10 protein-coding genes are annotated in these 18,100 nt (G+C 41.8%); 8 read left to right on the forward strand and 2 right to left on the reverse strand.

Annotation, left to right across the window (positions count from 1 at the left end):
• The first annotated feature begins 29 nt into the window (after positions 1 to 29).
• The 8 genes from Enr17x_RS02120 to Enr17x_RS02155 all read left to right on the forward strand — a co-directional run bounded on the left by Enr17x_RS02120 (position 30) and on the right by Enr17x_RS02155 (position 16,242).
• A complete protein-coding gene (locus Enr17x_RS02120; protein ID WP_198000923.1) occupies positions 30 to 1,952 on the forward strand; it encodes a glycosyltransferase in 1,923 nt (640 codons plus the stop codon).
• 67 nt (positions 1,953 to 2,019) lie between these two features.
• Positions 2,020 to 6,837, forward strand: coding sequence for an RHS repeat domain-containing protein (locus Enr17x_RS02125; protein ID WP_145305586.1), 4,818 nt, complete (start codon positions 2,020 to 2,022; stop codon positions 6,835 to 6,837).
• Between the two features lie 2 nt (positions 6,838 to 6,839).
• Positions 6,840 to 8,102, forward strand: coding sequence for an RHS repeat domain-containing protein (locus tag Enr17x_RS02130; RefSeq protein ID WP_145305587.1), 1,263 nt, complete (start codon positions 6,840 to 6,842; stop codon positions 8,100 to 8,102).
• A gap of 96 nt (positions 8,103 to 8,198) precedes the next feature.
• On the forward strand, positions 8,199 to 10,634 hold the full coding sequence (locus Enr17x_RS02135; protein ID WP_145305588.1) for a WD40 repeat domain-containing protein: 2,436 nt from the start codon (positions 8,199 to 8,201) through the stop codon (positions 10,632 to 10,634).
• A gap of 173 nt (positions 10,635 to 10,807) precedes the next feature.
• Positions 10,808 to 11,848 (forward strand): RHS repeat domain-containing protein, encoded by a 1,041-nt coding sequence (locus tag Enr17x_RS02140; protein WP_145305589.1) that lies wholly within the window; start codon positions 10,808 to 10,810, stop codon positions 11,846 to 11,848.
• A 79-nt stretch (positions 11,849 to 11,927) separates the two neighbouring features.
• Complete coding sequence (locus Enr17x_RS02145; protein WP_145305590.1) at positions 11,928 to 12,971, forward strand: hypothetical protein; 1,044 nt, start codon at positions 11,928 to 11,930, stop codon at positions 12,969 to 12,971.
• A 1,037-nt stretch (positions 12,972 to 14,008) separates the two neighbouring features.
• The gene (locus Enr17x_RS02150) at positions 14,009 to 14,608 is read left to right on the forward strand and encodes a glycosyltransferase family 2 protein (RefSeq protein ID WP_198000924.1); all 600 of its coding nucleotides are present in this window, start codon (positions 14,009 to 14,011) and stop codon (positions 14,606 to 14,608) included.
• A 1,028-nt stretch (positions 14,609 to 15,636) separates the two neighbouring features.
• Entirely contained in the window at positions 15,637 to 16,242 is a 606-nt protein-coding gene (locus tag Enr17x_RS02155; protein ID WP_145305592.1) for a hypothetical protein, read from the forward strand.
• A gap of 265 nt (positions 16,243 to 16,507) precedes the next feature.
• On the opposite strand, the gene Enr17x_RS02160 is transcribed toward Enr17x_RS02155, so the two are convergent.
• Positions 16,508 to 16,801, reverse strand: a complete 294-nt coding sequence (locus tag Enr17x_RS02160; protein WP_145305593.1) for a hypothetical protein — start codon at positions 16,799 to 16,801, stop codon at positions 16,508 to 16,510.
• A gap of 111 nt (positions 16,802 to 16,912) precedes the next feature.
• Positions 16,913 to 18,082, reverse strand: coding sequence for a cysteine desulfurase family protein (locus Enr17x_RS02165; protein WP_145305594.1), 1,170 nt, complete (start codon positions 18,080 to 18,082; stop codon positions 16,913 to 16,915).
• Between the last annotated feature and the right edge of the window lie 18 nt (positions 18,083 to 18,100).

Here is an 18,100-nt window from a genome sequence, read left to right on the forward strand (position 1 = left end):
TGTGCCAGACAAGATCAGACTATTTTAAAATGTGGGAAAGAGGCGTTGGTCCTGGACAATTAAATCCAAATGGAAAAGCAAAATCTCAATCTCGGAAAAGACGGCTCAAGGATTTCTCTGTTGCAGTCGTCATCATCTCACATAACTATGGTGAATTTCTGGGTGAGGCAATCGAAAGTGTGCTTGCCCAAACCTACCAGTCACAAGAAATTCTTGTCGTAGACGACCGCTCCACAGACAACACTAGAGAAATTGCCTTAGCGTACCAACAACAGGGGGTGAAATATTTATCTGTGGATGTCGGCAATGTTCACGCGGCACGTGGTGCTGGATTTAAAGCAACCAATTGCGATATTACCTGCTTCCTCGATGCCGATGACAAACTGTCTGCAGACTATATCGAAAACGGCTTAGAACAGTTTGACCACTATCAGGTGGCAGTCGTTTATTCTGATACCAAATTCTTTGGGAAACGGCAGGGTTGTTCGAACTATCCCGAAAAGTATTCTGCCGACAAACTTCAATATGACAACTTTATTCATGCTGGAAGTCTGGTATTAAGCGAAGCAATACAAATCAGCCGTGTCTTTGAAAAACAATTCGACCCCCTGCTCACACAAGGCGACTGGTTCCTCTGGCGCGAAGTATTGGGAAGAACATGGACTGCTAAAAAACAGAAATCACTCTATCTATACCGTATTCACCAGTCGAACTGGACGCAGAAAATGCAAGAGGCAAAACAGCGTAGTTATTTTGAATACGCCGGTTTAGCCTATCAAAAAATAACCCTGTTTATCCCGCTCTCAGGCAGAGCCGATCATTGGCCACAAACAGCCCAGTTTCTGGAGCAACAATCCTGGCCCCACGATCAGATTTCGCTGATATTGATGGATACCAGCCAGTCTGATGCGTTTTCAAAAACCATCAAAGACTGGATTCAGGATTGCGATTACTCTGACGTACGCTACCTGAAGTTTGATGCAGGATTCTCCGGACTCGCTGATGAAAACCGCCGGCTCCCAGACATTCGTGATCAGGTCAGAATTGCCATGGCTCGCATCTATAATCGCATGGCAAAAATGATCGATACGGAATTTGTCTGGATACTGGAAGATGATATTACTCCCCCCAAAGATGTCTGCCAGCAACTGCTATCTGGATTCGATTTTGAAACCGTCTCTGTAGCCGCCCCCTATCCTTCTCGTTTCTATGAAGGATTTGTTGTCTGGAACCAGGCGGGAACCTTCCATGAAAAACCTGGCTATAAACAGGAAGTCGTCGGTGGAAACGGATTTGGATGCACAATCTTAAGAACCTCAAGCATTCGGGGTAACGTATTCACCGCATTACACGAGATCCCCGATTTTGATATCGCCTTTTATCAACGTCTGAAAACATCAGATCTTCTCGCAAAAGTTGACTGGTCCTGTATCTCACAGCATTCTGGTGCAATGGAACCGAACGATATGAAACCGAAACAATCCTCAAAAACAGACTGCGAATGCGCATCTCCTGGCTGGTGTGAGCGTCATCAATGCAAAAAACATCCCCACTTTCACAAGCTCTGTCAAACCAGGACTGATTATTTTGAGCTCTGGGAAAAAGGAGCCGGGCCCGGCCAAAACTTGCAGCAGGCAACTGATATTTCTGTGGAATCATCAGAACCCGGCCTCATGCGAAAAGCCTTTAACTTCACTAAAGCGGTCGCCCGTCATGTGACTAATGGAAGTAAACATGTTGACGAAGCAACCTACAACGCTCGACTTTCCACCTGTCAGACATGTGAAATGTGCAATAGCAGCCGAATGGTTTGTAAACACAAACAGTGCGGCTGCACTCTCAAAGTGAAGGCACTCTGGGAATCGGAACGTTGTCCTCTCAAGAAATGGGCAGACAACTCAGAAAATTCTTCTGAGAATCAAGACACAAAGGAACTTGTCGGGAAAAAATAGAATCGAAAACTCATTTATAACGCCCCACGGCCTCAAGAAATAACATTTGGGCAAAAGGAAGTTCATTATGCCAGATAATTGTTGTTCTGAACCAATTGTTACTACTGTTAATCCAGATTTAATCTGCTGTTGTGCGAACTGTGGAGAACCAGTGGCTTCAAGTACGTGTTCTGATGGTGGTAAAAAAGGGGTGACTCCTGGTGACCCTGGCGATTGTAGTTGTTGTGAAACCGAGAAAGATCCTCGTGAAGACACAACTACCAGCGGGTGTAATGTAACAATCACAAAAACTTGTAAAGATATTTGTCAGCCCCAAAGCTGTGGCGGTGGAGGAAGTGGTGGAGGTTGTGGATGTGGTGGCAAAGGTGGTGGCGGATGTGGATGTGGAGGTAAATGTGTAAGTAGTAACTCTGGATCTGGTTTTGGGAGTGGTGTTGCTGAAGGTTCAGGCAGTGACCCAATTGCTTCTGCCAACAATATGGTCGAATTAATCCAGAACTCAGCGTCACCAAACATTTCTAATCCGGGTCCCGGTGTTATCAATAATGCCACTGGGAATCTGAAGTTCAACCTTGCTCCGCCAGACACAGGGGCCTTCTCACCAAGTCTCAATCTAACATATAACTCATCAGCAGCAACTTCCTCAATCCAATTTGGGTATGGCTGGGCAGACCTTTTCAATCCAACAGTTTCATCTCTTGATAGCGATACTGTACTTGTCGTAACAGGAGGAGGGTCCAGTTTTGAATATGACAACAAAGATGGCAACGGTTTGTATGCACCTCCCAGTGGGACTAATAATTCACTGAAGCAAAACTCTGATAACACTTGGACAGAGACTCAACCCAACGGGATGCAATTTAAATATGATTCATCGGGAATGCTTGCCAAGAAAATATCACCTACTGGAGATATCTGGACAGTGTTACGCGATGGTAATTTACTCTCTTCGATCATCAACCCCAAAAATGAACGTACCACTTACGCCTATGATACTAACAGCAAATTAAAAAACATCTCTGATCCCAGTGGTCGAATTACAACATACACGATTGACTCCAATGGAAATTTAACGAGGACTATCGCTCCCTCCGGGAACATTACGACCTTTGCATACCATAGCAATCATCTTGTCAAGGCGTATCAAAATCCTGAAGGAAACACGACCTCATACACCTATGACTCATCCAATCGTGTGAGGACAATCGAAGAACCATCAGGAGCCATTACGAGTTATGGTTATTCACTCTTTGAAAATACGATCACGGATCCAGCTGGTAACGTAACAACTTTCTTATACGATACAGGGTTTATCCCAATAGGAGTGATTAATCCACTAGGAAATCGTTCTACGTTGCTTTGGAACAATGGTGAGTTGAACGCCATCATTGATGCCAGCGGAAATCGTACTTCCTTAAGTCATACTACTGTAGGTAATCGAACCAGGCGTCTAAAAAATATTACCCAACCGGATGGAGGTATTTTCACCTATCTATATGATTCAGATGGATATACGCGTGCCACAATCGATCAACTGAGAAATCGTACTTCGCTCATTTGGAATTCTGAACATAAACGAATTGCCGTTGTGAATGATTTAGGTTACCGAACATCAACACTTTATAACAGTGCTGGTCAAGTAGCGGGAACAATTAACCCTCTCGGTAACCGCACTACAAAAATATATGATGGCACCGGAAACAAAGTAGTAAGTGTTGATGCATTAGGTCATAGAACAAGTTTTACATACAACTCACATAACCAATATATCGCTGTCATAAATCCACTGAATGAAATCACGACTTACGTTAGAAATGCCTTGAATCAAATCACGGCTGTCGTAGATCCAGAAAATAATCGAACAACCTATGTATACAACACATTGGGGCAGCGAGTGGCTACCGTCAATCCGCTAGGCTATCGATTATCTGCTGTTTATGACTCTGATGGAGATATTATTGCCAATGTCGATGCATTAGGAAACCGCACTTCTTATGCTTTTGATTCACGTGGAAATCAAATTCGGACAATCAATCCACTCGGTTTTATTTCAACCAATATCTACAATTCATCAAATCAATTAACAGCAGTAATCAATGCTGAAAACTCTCGAACGAGCTTTTCCTATAATGTTAATGGTCAACGAATCGCAGTGACGAATGCTCTGGGTGATGTCGTAACTTCAGTTTTTGACAGCACGAAACGTCTTATTGCAGAAATTGATGCATTAGGCAACCGTACGTCTTACACATACGATCTAGCCGGAAATATGATCTCAACTGAAAATGCAATCGGTGCCAGGAATACGTATGTGTTCGATTCATTGAATAGAAATACAAGTAACATTGACGCACTTGGTAGTCGAACCACAACGCTATATAACATTGCAAATCAAGCTATCGCCTTTATTAGTCCTCTAAATAGTCGTAGCACTTCTGTGTTTGATGCGAACGGGCAACCGATTTCTCAAATCGACCCTTTGAATAACCGCACAACATTTATTTATGATTCTCTCGGAAGAAACATTGCAACTGTAAACGCGATTGGAGCTCGTGTTACCGAGGTTTATAATTCGACTGGTCAAAGAGTTTCTCAGATCAATCCTCTCGGCTTTGCAAACACCTCAATTTATGACAAGGGAGGAAGACGAATTGCCGAAATAAATTCATTGGGATATCGCAGCAGCTTTCTTTACGATGAGAATGATAATGTGATTGCTTTCGTCGACCCACTTCTCAATCGCTCAACATCAGTCTATGACATGGCCGGTAGACAAATTGCTGCTGTCAATCCACTAGGCTATCGAACGACGAATAGTTTCAATTCACTTGGTAATTTAATTGCTACTCAAAATGCGATCGGGGCCATCTCTACTACTATCTACGATCCTATTTCTCAAAATATTGCATCCATAGATCCACTCGGTTTTAGAAACTCGATCATCTACGATGCAAACGGAAGAACTCAATCAACAGTCGACCCATTAGGGAATCGAACTACAACTCTTTATAATTCGATCAATCTCCCAATTTCTAATATTGACGCACAAAATAATCGAACCACGACGATTTATAATCTTGCTGGTAACAATATCGCGTTTATTAACCCTAGAGGGGCAAGAAGTACAACAATTTATAATGTTGCCAATCAAACAATTGCCGTGGTTGATGCTTTGGGCTATCGTACTTCAACGGTTTATGACAGCGCATCACGGCCGGTCGCTACGATTTCTCCCAATAATACTCGATTTACTCAAATATATAACGCCATCAGTGAGCAAGTCGCAGTTATTGATCCAGCAAATAATCGCACATCATACACGTATGATTTATCGGGCCAGGAAATTGAAACAATTAACGCCTTAGGTGCGATTTCGACAACGTCCTATAATGCTTTAGGACTAGTGGATGTAGAAATCAATGCGTTAAATGAAAGTTCTACGACCATCTATGATGCCTTGAATCGGCCTGTTGTGACCATTTCTCCTAACGGAAGTCGTGAGACTTTCGTCTATAACCCAGTTGGAGATAGTGTTGCGGATATAGATCCTCTGGGAAACCGTACTACAACGATTTATGACAGTGTCAGTCGGCCGACGGCAATCGAGAACGCATTAAATAATCGAGCGACTTCGATTTATGATCTAAATGATAACATCATTGCAACTGTTAATCCTTTGGGGTTCCGATCTTCGTCGACATTTAATGGTAACTCTCAACTAGTCCGCACTACAGATCCTGAGAATAGAATTACCACATTCTTCTACGATGGTCTTGGAAGACGCATTTCCGAAGTAAATGCTCTAAATTATCGAGCGACAAACGTCTATGATTCTGTTGGCAACCTGATTAGTGTAGTTGATCAAAATGGAAATCGTGTCACATCCATTTATGATCTGGCAAATAAAAAAACAGTTCAAACAGATCCCTTAATGAGAAGCATGACCTATGCCTATGATTCAACTGGCAGACAAATTCTGAGAATTGATGCCAGAGGCTATCGAACAACGTACGTCTATGATGTGCTTGACCAGCAAACACAACGTATTTACCCAAATGGAACGTGTGTGACCTTCAGCTACGATGTAGTCGGTAATCGCACTTTGATGGCAGATTCCTCAGGCCGTTATACGACTTCATATGATACTTTGGATAGAATCTCAGTAGCTGAAAATCCGGACAATAAGACAATTACCTATGCCTATAATCCAGCAGGCCTCAACTCCATACTGATTGCTCCCAATGGAGGGCGTTTTACCTATCAATACAATCTCAATGATCAAATCACATCTGTTGTTAATCCTCAATCCGAACGGACTTCCTATGCCTATGATTCAACAGGCAGGCGGATCGTTAAGAAACTGGCCAATGGAACTCGCGCTTCATTTACTTATGATGCGGCTGATCAGCAAACAGTCATTGCCAATTTAAAATCAGACTCAACCACCATTAGCAGTTTTCAATACTTTTATGACAAGGCAGGTAACCGGATACGCGTCATTGATGAAACTGGTATCTCTACCACTTGGACTTACGATAATATCTCTCAATTAACGAGAGAGGAACGTTCGGGTGCCAATAGTTATGATAACTCTTACATATACGATCCTGCCGGTAATCGCTTAGTAAAAGTGGAATCTGGTTCCCGGACTTCTACGACCTATGACGTCGCCAATCAAATTCGTTATTCCGAAGATACAACGGGTCGAACGACTTACACGTTCGATGCGAATGGGAATCAAGAACTTGTAGAAACGCCCAGTAACGAAAGAACAACCAATATCTGGGGTTATGAAAATCAGACCGTTCTGATCAAAAAACCTGATGCAAGTCGCATTACTTACACATATAATGCAGATAATCGCCGGGTACGAAAGGAAGTTTGAAAATGGCAGTAATCAATTACCTTTGGAGCGAAGACAGCTACCTGGAAGAGTATGATGAAGCAGGTACTCCATTGATTTCCTATACCAATGAGCCTGTTGCATTTGGCAGTCTTATCAGTCAGTATAAGGACAATCAGACAAAATATTTTCAATTTGATGCGCAGGGTTCAACACATCAATTAACTGATTCCAGTGCGAATATTACTGACACGTTTTCATATGATGCCTGGGGGAATCAGCTTACACGCACGGGCACGTCTGATGTTTATTTTCAATTCATCGGCGAAGCAGGTTATTATTATGATAGCGAAGTCGATTCGTATTATGTCAGACGCCGGTCCTATTCTCCGATCACAGCAAACTGGTTATCAGTAGATCCTCTTAAATATGCAATTGCATTTTCAGGATTGATCCCATCCTATCATTATGCTTCAAATTCACCACTGCAAAACTATGACTCTACAGGTCTTGCGGAAATACCGTTAGGCCCAGAAGTTCCCCTGCCTGGAGGAAAGTGTTCTCCATTACCAATTTCAGATGATAAAGCTTTATATAAATGGTTTACGAAGTTTAAAATGAAAGATTTCCTTTCAGATGCCCAAAGAAAAACGCTGTTAGATGCAGCTAATGCCAGGAAAAAAAATTCGAAAAAAAGGTGGCAACTAGGATTTGTTCAACAAGTATCCATTAAAGTTTCTTTTCAAGCTGGAGCATCAAAAGAGCTCAATGCTGCTTGCTGCAGTAAAGGTGGCGGGGCAGCTTGTCCTTGTACTACATGCTCAATTGATTACTTATGGGAATTTATGGAAACCTTCAATAACAATACATCAAAGAAAGATAGTCATCCACTTCTCATGATAAAAGCTCCAATCGATACATTGACAAATAGTTGTAAACAATGCAAAGACTTAAATGACTGTTGTGCAGCAAAATATGAACTGCAAATAACGAAGATTGTAACGCCAGCAATTACATGGGGGCATAGAACCACTATGGTGAAGAAGTCTGCTAAAGTAGCTTGTGCTGGAAATACAGGTACTAAGGTAGCGCAAGATAACATCAAAAGACCAGGGGTTATGCCAAAGGATGAACGTTTAACTCCTGCAAATGAATCATATGAAATTGTTGAAAATGCTTCCTTATATAAAAAATTTGACAGTAAACTTGTAGTAACACGTACAAAGTGCGGGGGAGCAAGTATAAAGGGGGGGCGTATAGATTATGAAAAAACAGATAAACCACCAAAATTTGGGCCACCCACTTAATATCTGTTATCAAATTTGCTGTAAGACTTGGTATAAATCTATAAATGCCCGCATATTGCATTTGCTAACGAAAATGACAAGATAGTGAGGTAAACGATGGTTGCTAATATTTTAGGTTTTCACTTTGTTTCCAATATTACCTTCAAAGTCTCAATCTGTCTGTTGTTACTTCTTATTACCAAGCCGGTCTCTGCAATTGAAGCACGGAAACCAGAAGTCAGTCTGGCAGACCTTATCCTGATGGAAAAAAAAATTCATAGAGAGCAATTTTATGGTGACGTCAGATTACTGCATAGCCCAAATCCGATGAACATACTTTTTTCTGCTGATGGTACTGTCTTGTTTTCCTTAGCAGAAACAGTCCGACTCTGGCAAAGTGACACAGGTGAGTATTTAGGAAGTATCGCAGGACCAGCTAGGTTCAGACAATTCGCGTTGCTTAACAATTCCCGCTGGATCGTCACCATTGATGATCTAGAGGAGCCCTGGCTGAGCAACGGGCTTTACATTATTCCACAAGTCGTCCCTCATCTGAGAATCTGGGATGTGACTAAAGGAACCTGTCTGGGGATCCGCCGCTTGAAGATTCCTGTGAATTCCACAAAAATCTGGTTTCCTGCAATAGAAACTGCTAATCAGCTTCAAATGACCTTTCTCATAGTCCATTATGATGATGATAGTCCAAATACTCAACGGAAATTAGTGGGCTATCACGGGCGGAATCTGGTTCCGATACTCGAATTTGCATTAGAAGACGAATTTGATTCATTAACTTGGGACCCTCATACCAGGCAGCTTTATCTCTATAACGATTACAAATTCGCAAGTTATGATCCTGCATCCAACAAAATTGTGTGGACGTCAAACAGGAATATTTTTAACTTAACAGACATAAAAATTGAACAATTAATTGTGATCGATCAGCCGCTTCAATTCAAAGAAAAAATGTCTGGTCATAAAAAACTTGCTAGTTCAATACTTCTCACATTTGAACCAGAACTAACTCAGGGATTTGATAAAGATATTTTACTGCAATGGGGATTAGTCAATCCTCTTTCTGGTAATCCTATCAAAAGTGGATTTGTTACCAGAAATTTTAGACCGATCGATAAGCAGACAAATAAAGGCAAAGCGGAAAATCTCATTTACTGGTTTCGTGATGATAATGACCATTCAATCAGAGCAGTAAATATTCTCAAAAATCAATTGCTACTGAAGATTCCTTGCGACCATGATGAAGTGGTTTCCACTTCACGATATAAAGCAGGGCTTCAGAAATGGTATTTAGAGCGGGAAGATTATAGAGCCGAGGCAGACAAGATATTATGGAGTCGAGCAGCAAATCGCATTTGTTCTATTAGAGGACTTATGGAAGAGATCAAACTATTTGATTCAAGTACCGGGAAACCTGTAGCATCTGCTTCGGGGACAGTCAATGCCCTGTCAAATATCTTAGCTGGTCGAATTTCTGCTTCATTTGACTGGAATAATATCTCCGTATTTGAATTCAATGCAGATAAGAATTTCATGAACATTTTTAACACAAAAGTGCTTCAAAATTCCTGTGTTGCACTGTCTTCAGATGCATCGAATCTGCTGGTGGGAGAAACTTCGGGATATGCTCATCTATGGAACCTTCCCAAGCATGAAAAAATTGCCACATTAGCTGGTGGAACAAATAAACTACTTGGTCTGGGAGCAAACACAGCCCAAAAAATAATTATCTCCTGTGACAATACAGGCACGTTCAGGTGGTGGAAGCTTCCAACTCAACTATCAGAGATACAGGGAAGAGTTCAAACACTCAAAGCCGAACGAAATAATAAACCAACGGTACCATCTCTTTCATTCTATAAGAAATTAAGATCATCGTACCATCTACCCAATTCACTGTGTGACATGTCTACTGATGCGTTGCATGCCTTGTCCTTTAAGCCATTTTCGCCTTTGACAGAAAGTATGGATGGAGAATTATGGCTGGTACCAGGTGATAGTTTAATTGCAAAAATAAATGAGAATCCAGTAGAGGGAGGATTCGCTTCGTTAGAACCAAAGCTTGGTGTGATTATTTTCACCGAAGTTGGTAAAAATCCTAAAAGACTCACCCCGGCTGTCCACGAAGAATCTATTTTATTGCAGATTAAACTCTCTACGGACGGACGTTTTGCTCTGTTTGTGTTTGATACTGGTCAGGTGACGATTGTAAATCTTCAAGAGGGAGTGCTGGAATCGATCATTCAAACCAATAATCGGGAAATCGTTGATGTAAACTATCACCATAAACGAAAAACTCTTCTAGTAGCATCATACCGTGGAACTATTAGAACTTGGAATTCAGAGACATTTCTAAAAACAGGATCACTACAAATTCAGGATGCACGACTGGAGTTTTTAAGTTCACGTGTTGCTAAGATAGGCTTTGACCTAGTCTTGGGAACATGGGACACTGGTTTGATCGTCAAATGCGGCACTTTTCCAAAATCAGAACAAAAACCGCAGCGGCCGGTTGGACTTACATTTCCCTTTGAATAGTTTCCCCAATTCAAACCAATCAGCGGGTGAAAAAGTATAAAAATTAGTATATAGGACTGACAAACATACTAACCATTGCGTCTTTAAAAACAAGTTGAATTATTCGGTCAAATTAGTCGGACAAGTATTTCGAAATGTTAAAACGAATTGATCTGAAGTAGGTAAGTTATCAGATGACAGTAACCAATTATCTGTGGAGCTTAGACAGCTATCTGGAAGAGTTTGATGAATTTGGACAACAAATTATTTCCTATACCAACGAGCCTGCTGCATTTGGTAGCCTTATCAGCCAAAATAAAGACAATCAGTCGGCATATTTTCACTTTGATGCACAGGGTTCAACACATCAATTAACTGATTCCAGTGCGAATATTACTGACACGTTTTCATATGATGCCTGGGGGAATCAGCTTACACGCACGGGCACGTCTGATGTCTATTTTCAATACATCGGCGAAGCAGGTTATTATTATGACTCCGAAGTCGATTCGTATTATGTGCGAGTGCGAATCTATAATCCGGCTACATCCCGATGGGACAGCACTGACCCATTCGGGTTTGTTGATGGGCTGAATTCATACCTATATTCTCATAACTCTCCTACTCAATATTTCGATCCCAGTGGGGCTATTACAATTATCAGAACTGTCTCAAGACTCAACCCAACCTGTAAGAATTTATTCGCATACGTACGTTGGACATTTAGGCTAGATAAGTGGCCATGCCGTGGGAGTGAAGGCATCTTTGTGCAACGAGTGACAGTTAATTGTATGGTTTGTGATTGTGATCCCAAAGTGCCTTGTGTTCAAAACAATTTTAAATACTGGGAGGCATGGCATGTCACAAAATCAAAATCTAAATCTAAATACACCGTCGTCCATGACAACGCTGGATTTGGTGCTTCAGGTGGAAGAGGCCATTATCGGCAATCTGGTAGAGTTAAATTTTACTGTATCGCTCCAGAGGGAGCCCCTGCACAAGATGATGAGTTTAGTAAGAATGAACTGCCACGAATATCTTCAGGTAGTGCCGGAGAAGGTCCTTGTACTACATCTTCAATAAACCTCCCGATCGTTCCTGAGGAAGAGATGGATAAGAAAAAACGTGAGCTATTAGATAGGAATCCTGCAGATGGACCAAGCAAACGTGTTTTCAATATGCAGTGGAATTGTTGCTGCTGCGAAAAATGGGCTTCAGCAAATGCACGCCCTTAGTCCTATGGTCATTAAGGATCAATAGATCAGTTTATTGAAATGAAGCGCGTCTATTTGAATAGAGATAGCCGACAGTACTATGAAAAAGAATGAAATAATCAAAAGAGAGCACGTTGAATTGGGTAATAATTACCTTACATCGGCATTAGTGTTTTGTTTTATTGTATTCAGCTTTTGTTGGATGAATAATCTATCTCCCGCAGAACAAGATCAGGCACCCTCACATTCAGGCTCTACTTCCAAAAAATATCTAACGCAGAAAGAAAAATTGCGAGCTGCCTTTATAGCTGCAAGTCCGGGAGAGAAAAAAGGAGAAGCCGCGCGAAGATTTTTTGAAAATCTCTCAGCACAGGATATTAACAGGTTATGCTTTGACAACGACAATTCTGTAGCACTATATGCTGCGTGGAGAAAACTTGAACTTCAACTGACAGCAAGACTCTTGGGACCGGAACGGGGAGCAAATATTATTTATATTCCACCAGGGGTTTCTCATGAATTTCTGGGATTTGTGGAAGGTCGACTACAAGTACCAGTTCCCAATAATTGGTGTCACAATCTACTCTCAGCCAGATACGGAAGGTGGGGGGCTACTCTGTTTTCAATGAAACACTCTCCTCACTATAGGCCTGAAGGCGAGATTAAATATCGTCAGGGTGAAGGCGAATCGGCTTTACCAAATGTTTATTTACACTTAAATGATAAAGACCCTTCTATCACATTTATCGGACGAGGCCTGGATGAGGGAATAGACGCTGGAGCTAAATTACCAAAAGAGGTAGAAGAAAAAATTAAGAATCAACTTTCCAGAGATACGGTAACTGGAATTGCAATTAAGGGCCGTGCTGTTATAGCACTAGAAGGAAAAGGTCCTGATTTTGAACAGCTCATTTGCATTGCAACTAGAGGAAGTAAAGATCACCCCAAAGTTCTTTGGCAGTGTCAGATGGATTCGTATTGGGCAAGATATTTTCAAGGACAGCATTGGTTCACAGAGTTTCGGGTCAAGGATGACCATATTTATCTTTTTCATTGCACGCATACTTCTATTGGCATTGAATGTATTTCATTTAAAGACGGATCACGAATCTTTTCTTTTAACTCACGCTTGCCAACACATTAGTTTGATATATCGATAGGTGGCCTTCCTTCCAACAAATTATGGAGACGATGAAAGCTTAAGTGGTCGAAGCGTGAGGTGCCACGATTATTTGCGAGATAGTATTTGTGCTCACTAGCTTTTGACACGATCAAAACAAAGTGGACTTCCCCAGAAATAGTGGGCGCTCAAATAAGAGTGTAAACTATTTTTAGGAGGAAGTTCATCAATAACGGTTAGTTCGTTGGGGCATTCCAAATAACACATAATAAGAAGAGTATTTTTCTACAAATCTTCTAGAAACTACTTTGGTAAGGAGAATTTAATGCCAAATTCTAATCCTGTTTGTGAGCCACCTTTTGATCCAGTCACAACTCCTTGCTGCAACGTCGCAGTACCCACATATTTAAACGTAACATTGAAAAATGTTACGGGGTGTGGTGTTCTGGAAGGTGTCAAATTAACATTAAAGTCACAAGACGATGGCGGGCATACTTGGACTTCTATTCCGGTAGGTGGCTGGCCTTTTGCAGGCACTTACGTTTATTGCGGAAATGGTGGCCTGCTTATCAGCTCACTTCTTGAATGCACCTCTTTCAGTAATTCTTGGTCTTTGGATATTATCATTAGTCCATTTCAAAGTTGCCCTGTACATTCCGGAGAACAAAGCATATCGGCTTTATATATAGGTACGTGCAACCCTATCAATTTAGAGTTTACTGGCTTTTCCTTTCCACAGAGTGGTTCTCCTACATTTAATACGTGCAATTGTTGTGCATCCCAAGTGATCACTCTCGATGCTAAAGTCGGGAGTTAGACTATTAACATGAAATAATCGAAAAAGTGATCTTTGAGTTATTTAAGATTTTTCTCATCATTGCTGGAACTTCAAAGTCATGCTTATATCAGAAAGGAATGAAATAAGCTCTCAACCTAACTATCGGGAAAGTGGTCATTGTATTTGCATAGATAACCCCGATATTTCTCAACTGAAATATTCTGAATCCTGTAGAAAATGTAATCGAAAATACTTCTCCAACACTTCCAGAGCCAGAGTATGTATGAACGATTCTTCGCAGACTAAAGTAAAGAATAAATCTGTCGCGATCATCATCACCAGCCACAACTATGCTTGCTATCTGACAACAGCCGTCGACAATGTTCTCAACCAAACTCATTTACCCGTTGAAATCCTCATCATTGATGATTCCAGCGCTGATGACACTCAAAGAATCGCTGATCAATATTCAGGCCGAGGGGTTAGATATCTCCGCGTCGAAAATCAATGCGCTCACCTTTCCCGTTATGATGGCCTCTTAGCTACACAATTGGAATTCGTACTTTTTCTGGATGCGGATAACACTCTGCCCCCAGACTATATCGATGCTACCTTACGAGAATTCACGGATCCAGCCGTAGGAGTTGTCTATGCCGACCTGCATAAGTTCGGCGATCGAGAAGAAATGGCCAACTTTCCAGAATACACGCTTGGAAAACTGTTTCGCGAAAAATTTGTTGATGCGGGCTCGTTGATCAGACGTGAAGCATTACTCACTTGCGATGCCTTGAAAGACTGTTTCGATGAACGACTGCTGTCCGAGGATTACTGGGGGGCCAAACGGACGCCTTTGATGGCTGGGAGTTCAAGCACCCCTCAGTGATAGAGAGCACATGAAACTACATCCCAGAGATTGCGTGCCACAAATATCGATAATGGTTGGTCCTCAACAACTGTTTACAAGGGACTAATTATTGCACTATTTTTTGGGAAATTCATACACTAACATTACTAAGGAGAAAACGATGCCAAACTCGAACCCCGCTTGTGATCCACCAAGTGATGTGACTTGTGCGCCGGCCAGAATACCGGAACTAATTGAGAAGTATCCTTATCTATGTCTAGATACGAGCAAATTTGAACCGAGTGATCCTGAAGTCACTTTATTGGGTTCTGGGATTACTTCTGGACGATGGCAAGGTCTTTCAGGTCATTATAACTATGACCTGATTTGCACAGACGATGATTGTTGGGTTGTGGGATGGGATAGTATTTTCCTTCCTCCGAGCGGAGGATCTGAGAAAGCTACGGGAGGTTCTTTCCCCAACCTGATCTTTCCTAATTTCTCAACGACAGAAGGATACTGCTGAAGCCAGACGGGGTTAATGAGTGTTCGAATGGAATGCAAAATCGATTCCTAGAGAACTTCATACGAACATTGACACCAGTATGGAGACATAAATGCCCAATTCGAATCCCCCCTGTAATCCACCAAGCGATGTTACTTGTGATCCCGCTCGACTCCAGGAATTAGTATATAATTATCCTTATCTCTGTCTCGACACGAGCAACTTCGACCCAAGTGATCCTGATAATACACTAATTGGTGCCGGAACAAGCTGGACTGGCCTCACCCTCAATTACACTTATGTCCTAAACTGCGAAGACGACAATACCTGGGTTCTTTCATGGGGTAGTATCTTCCTTCCGATAATTTATGGTTCAGAGAAAGCAACAGGAGGTTCTTTTCCCGACCTGACTTTTCCCAGTTTTTCGATAGCAAATGGAAGTTGCTGAGCATCAATTTTATATTCTCATAATAAGGATAGCACTCTGTCATCTTTGGGATCAGTCTCACATGATCTGGATGTTGCTTTTTTGTCATTGTTCAATCGAAGCTTTTGAAATCAAATGGCTTGTTTACTTCCTCACTGCCTGATTCTACACATTCCGAAAACTGGCTCGGATTGGGTCCGTGCCGCTTGCTATGAAGCAGTAGAAGGACCAATTACTGAAATTGGTGATTGGCATTGTGATTTGCAGACAGCTAAACAGATCATGTTGGATAAAGGGCTAGAGATTCCACTGATTGGCACCTTCGTGAGAAACCCGCTTGACTGGTATCGATCTGCCTGGTTGTACTGGAAAGAAACCGAACGATTCCCACGCCAGGAAGACGAACCCAAAGTGGAATCGGAAGATTTTGAGCGGTTCGTCCGCAATTGTATGGCAGTTGAACCTCAGGGGTATCTCTCGACATTGTATGAACGGTTTACAGGAACGATGCCAGGGGAAGTCTCTGTGATCGGAAAACAGGAAAATCTAGTGAACGACCTTGTTCGCCTGTTGAAACTGGCAGGCGAAGTATTTGATGAACGAAAACTGAGAACAGTTAAAGCTCAAAACGTAGGGGGCTTTAAGACAGATATTGCCTTTCCCGGTTACACATATGATTTGGCTCGAGAAGTGATTCAGTTCGAATCACGTGCTATCGAAAGATATGGATACGTCTCATAATAAAACTTTCTTGCCGACGCGAAATAACCAAATAATAATCAGCCTTCAAATTACAACTTGACGTGCATTCTATACTGGATGTGGCATGCTCCCTATTTTACGGTTTCCAATATTATCTCAATCTCATTGAAATTGTGTCCGCGATTTGTCCGCGGTAATCTTTGTCATTAAAAAAAGGGTTTACGTCTGAATGACGTAAACCCTTATATATCAAAGTGCCCAAGAGAGGACTCGAACCTCCACGGGGATTACCCCCACTAGCCCCTCAAGCTAAAACTGATAGATTGGTAATATGATGCTTTAACGTTGTAACTATATTGGTTTCAGAAAGATGCGTTGATTTCATGCTGCGGTGACGTTGCAGAGAAATTGACTTAAAATTTCCAATTCTGTCCGCGATTTGTCCGTGGTAGCATTGGTCAACTTGACCATTAACCTTTTCCATTTCAACGATTAGTCGCTGATTTAGAAACTGTTTCGCCAATGTATTTCGTATCGCAAGATGAGCAGAACCACGTAAGGCAATGCAATGGTTTCCATTCGCTTGGGATGGTTTCAAAACATTCTCCTGATTCCGGGCTCCCGAAGGCTTGACCATGAGCCCAACTGAGTAGATCACGATACCTTGAGTATTCGGAAATATTAAGACCGCCTAAGTAGAGGGATTTAATCAAGATAATTTTTTTAGTGCTTCATCTATTAGGGTTACTGCTCGATCTATATCTTCACTCGAAGTGTCAAAACCTAGGCTAAACCTAATAGATGCTTCAGCTTGTTCATCTGATAATCCAATTGCCTTAAGGACGTGCGAAGGTTCTGTGATACCAGAAGTACATGCAGATCCGGTTGAAGCGGCAAGATGAGGTTGAAGTACACTGAGAATATCTTGCGCAACGAATCCCTCAAAAATAATATTGGCATTACCAGGGTGCCTATAGACCAAAGGTGGTCCGTTAAGAGAAGTTGGCCAAGCTAGCTTCGATAGTTTTTCGACAAACTTGTTACGTCGTTTTTGTAGCTCACTACGCATATGCTTTGCTTGTGGAGAGTTAAGTATCTCAGCAGCCACTCCCATTCCAACGCATAGGGGAGTTGGTGTGGTGCCGGAACGTATTCCATTTTGCTGTCCGCCGCCATAAATGAGAGGTTCAATTTGTTCTTGCAAATCACGGCGGATATAAAGTGCCCCAATGCCTTTGGGTGCACACATCTTATGTCCTGATAGACTTAGAAGGTCTGTGTTTTCTGCAAACTCCTGCATGTTCATTGCTATGGGGGCTTGAGCCGCATCGCAATGAAAAATAGCTCCGGATGCTCGAATCACTTTAGATATATTTCTAATATCTTGTATTGTTCCTATCTCATTATTAACAGCCATAATCGAAACAGCTAGAACATCGTTTCCAAGGATGCTTTCTAGAACAGAGAGTGAGATCAGACCTTTCTCATCAACAGGCATCACTTCTACTCGAAAGCCGAATTGTTCTTCAAGGATTCGACCAATCGCCAAAACGCATTTGTGCTCGATTGAACTGACGATAATTCTTTTTTTTGTGCTACACTCAATAACTGATCGTTTGGCTAGTCCTAGTAATGCTAGGTTATTTGATTCTGTCGCTCCGGAAGTGAATATGATCTCATCACCATCAGCCCCAATTAGCCCCCCAACTTGTTGGGCTGCTTTTTCAACAGCCTGAGAACTAATCCATCCGAGAGCGTGATCGGAGGAGTGTGGATTGGCGCATATTTCGCTGAAGTATGGACCTATTTCTCGCAAAACCTGCTCAAAAACAGAAGTTGTTGCTTGATGGTCAAGATATACAGTTTCCGATATTTTCATTTTATATCAACAGGTTAT

The sequence above is a fragment of the Gimesia fumaroli genome (genome assembly GCF_007754425.1).
Taxonomy (GTDB): domain Bacteria; phylum Planctomycetota; class Planctomycetia; order Planctomycetales; family Planctomycetaceae; genus Gimesia; species Gimesia fumaroli.

Bases quoted from the DNA above. Each gene is read 5' to 3' on its own strand.
- Enr17x_RS02120 (WP_198000923.1), top strand. From the start codon at position 30: ATGTGGGAAAGAGGCGTTGGTCCTGGACAATTAAATCCAAATGGAAAA.
- Enr17x_RS02125 (WP_145305586.1), top strand. From the start codon at position 2,020: ATGCCAGATAATTGTTGTTCTGAACCAATTGTTACTACTGTTAATCCA.
- Enr17x_RS02130 (WP_145305587.1), top strand. From the start codon at position 6,840: ATGGCAGTAATCAATTACCTTTGGAGCGAAGACAGCTACCTGGAAGAG.
- Enr17x_RS02135 (WP_145305588.1), top strand. From the start codon at position 8,199: ATGGTTGCTAATATTTTAGGTTTTCACTTTGTTTCCAATATTACCTTC.
- Enr17x_RS02140 (WP_145305589.1), top strand. From the start codon at position 10,808: ATGACAGTAACCAATTATCTGTGGAGCTTAGACAGCTATCTGGAAGAG.
- Enr17x_RS02145 (WP_145305590.1), top strand. From the start codon at position 11,928: ATGAAAAAGAATGAAATAATCAAAAGAGAGCACGTTGAATTGGGTAAT.
- Enr17x_RS02150 (WP_198000924.1), top strand. From the start codon at position 14,009: ATGAACGATTCTTCGCAGACTAAAGTAAAGAATAAATCTGTCGCGATC.
- Enr17x_RS02155 (WP_145305592.1), top strand. From the start codon at position 15,637: ATGGCTTGTTTACTTCCTCACTGCCTGATTCTACACATTCCGAAAACT.
- Enr17x_RS02165 (WP_145305594.1), bottom strand. From the start codon at position 18,082: ATGAAAATATCGGAAACTGTATATCTTGACCATCAAGCAACAACTTCT.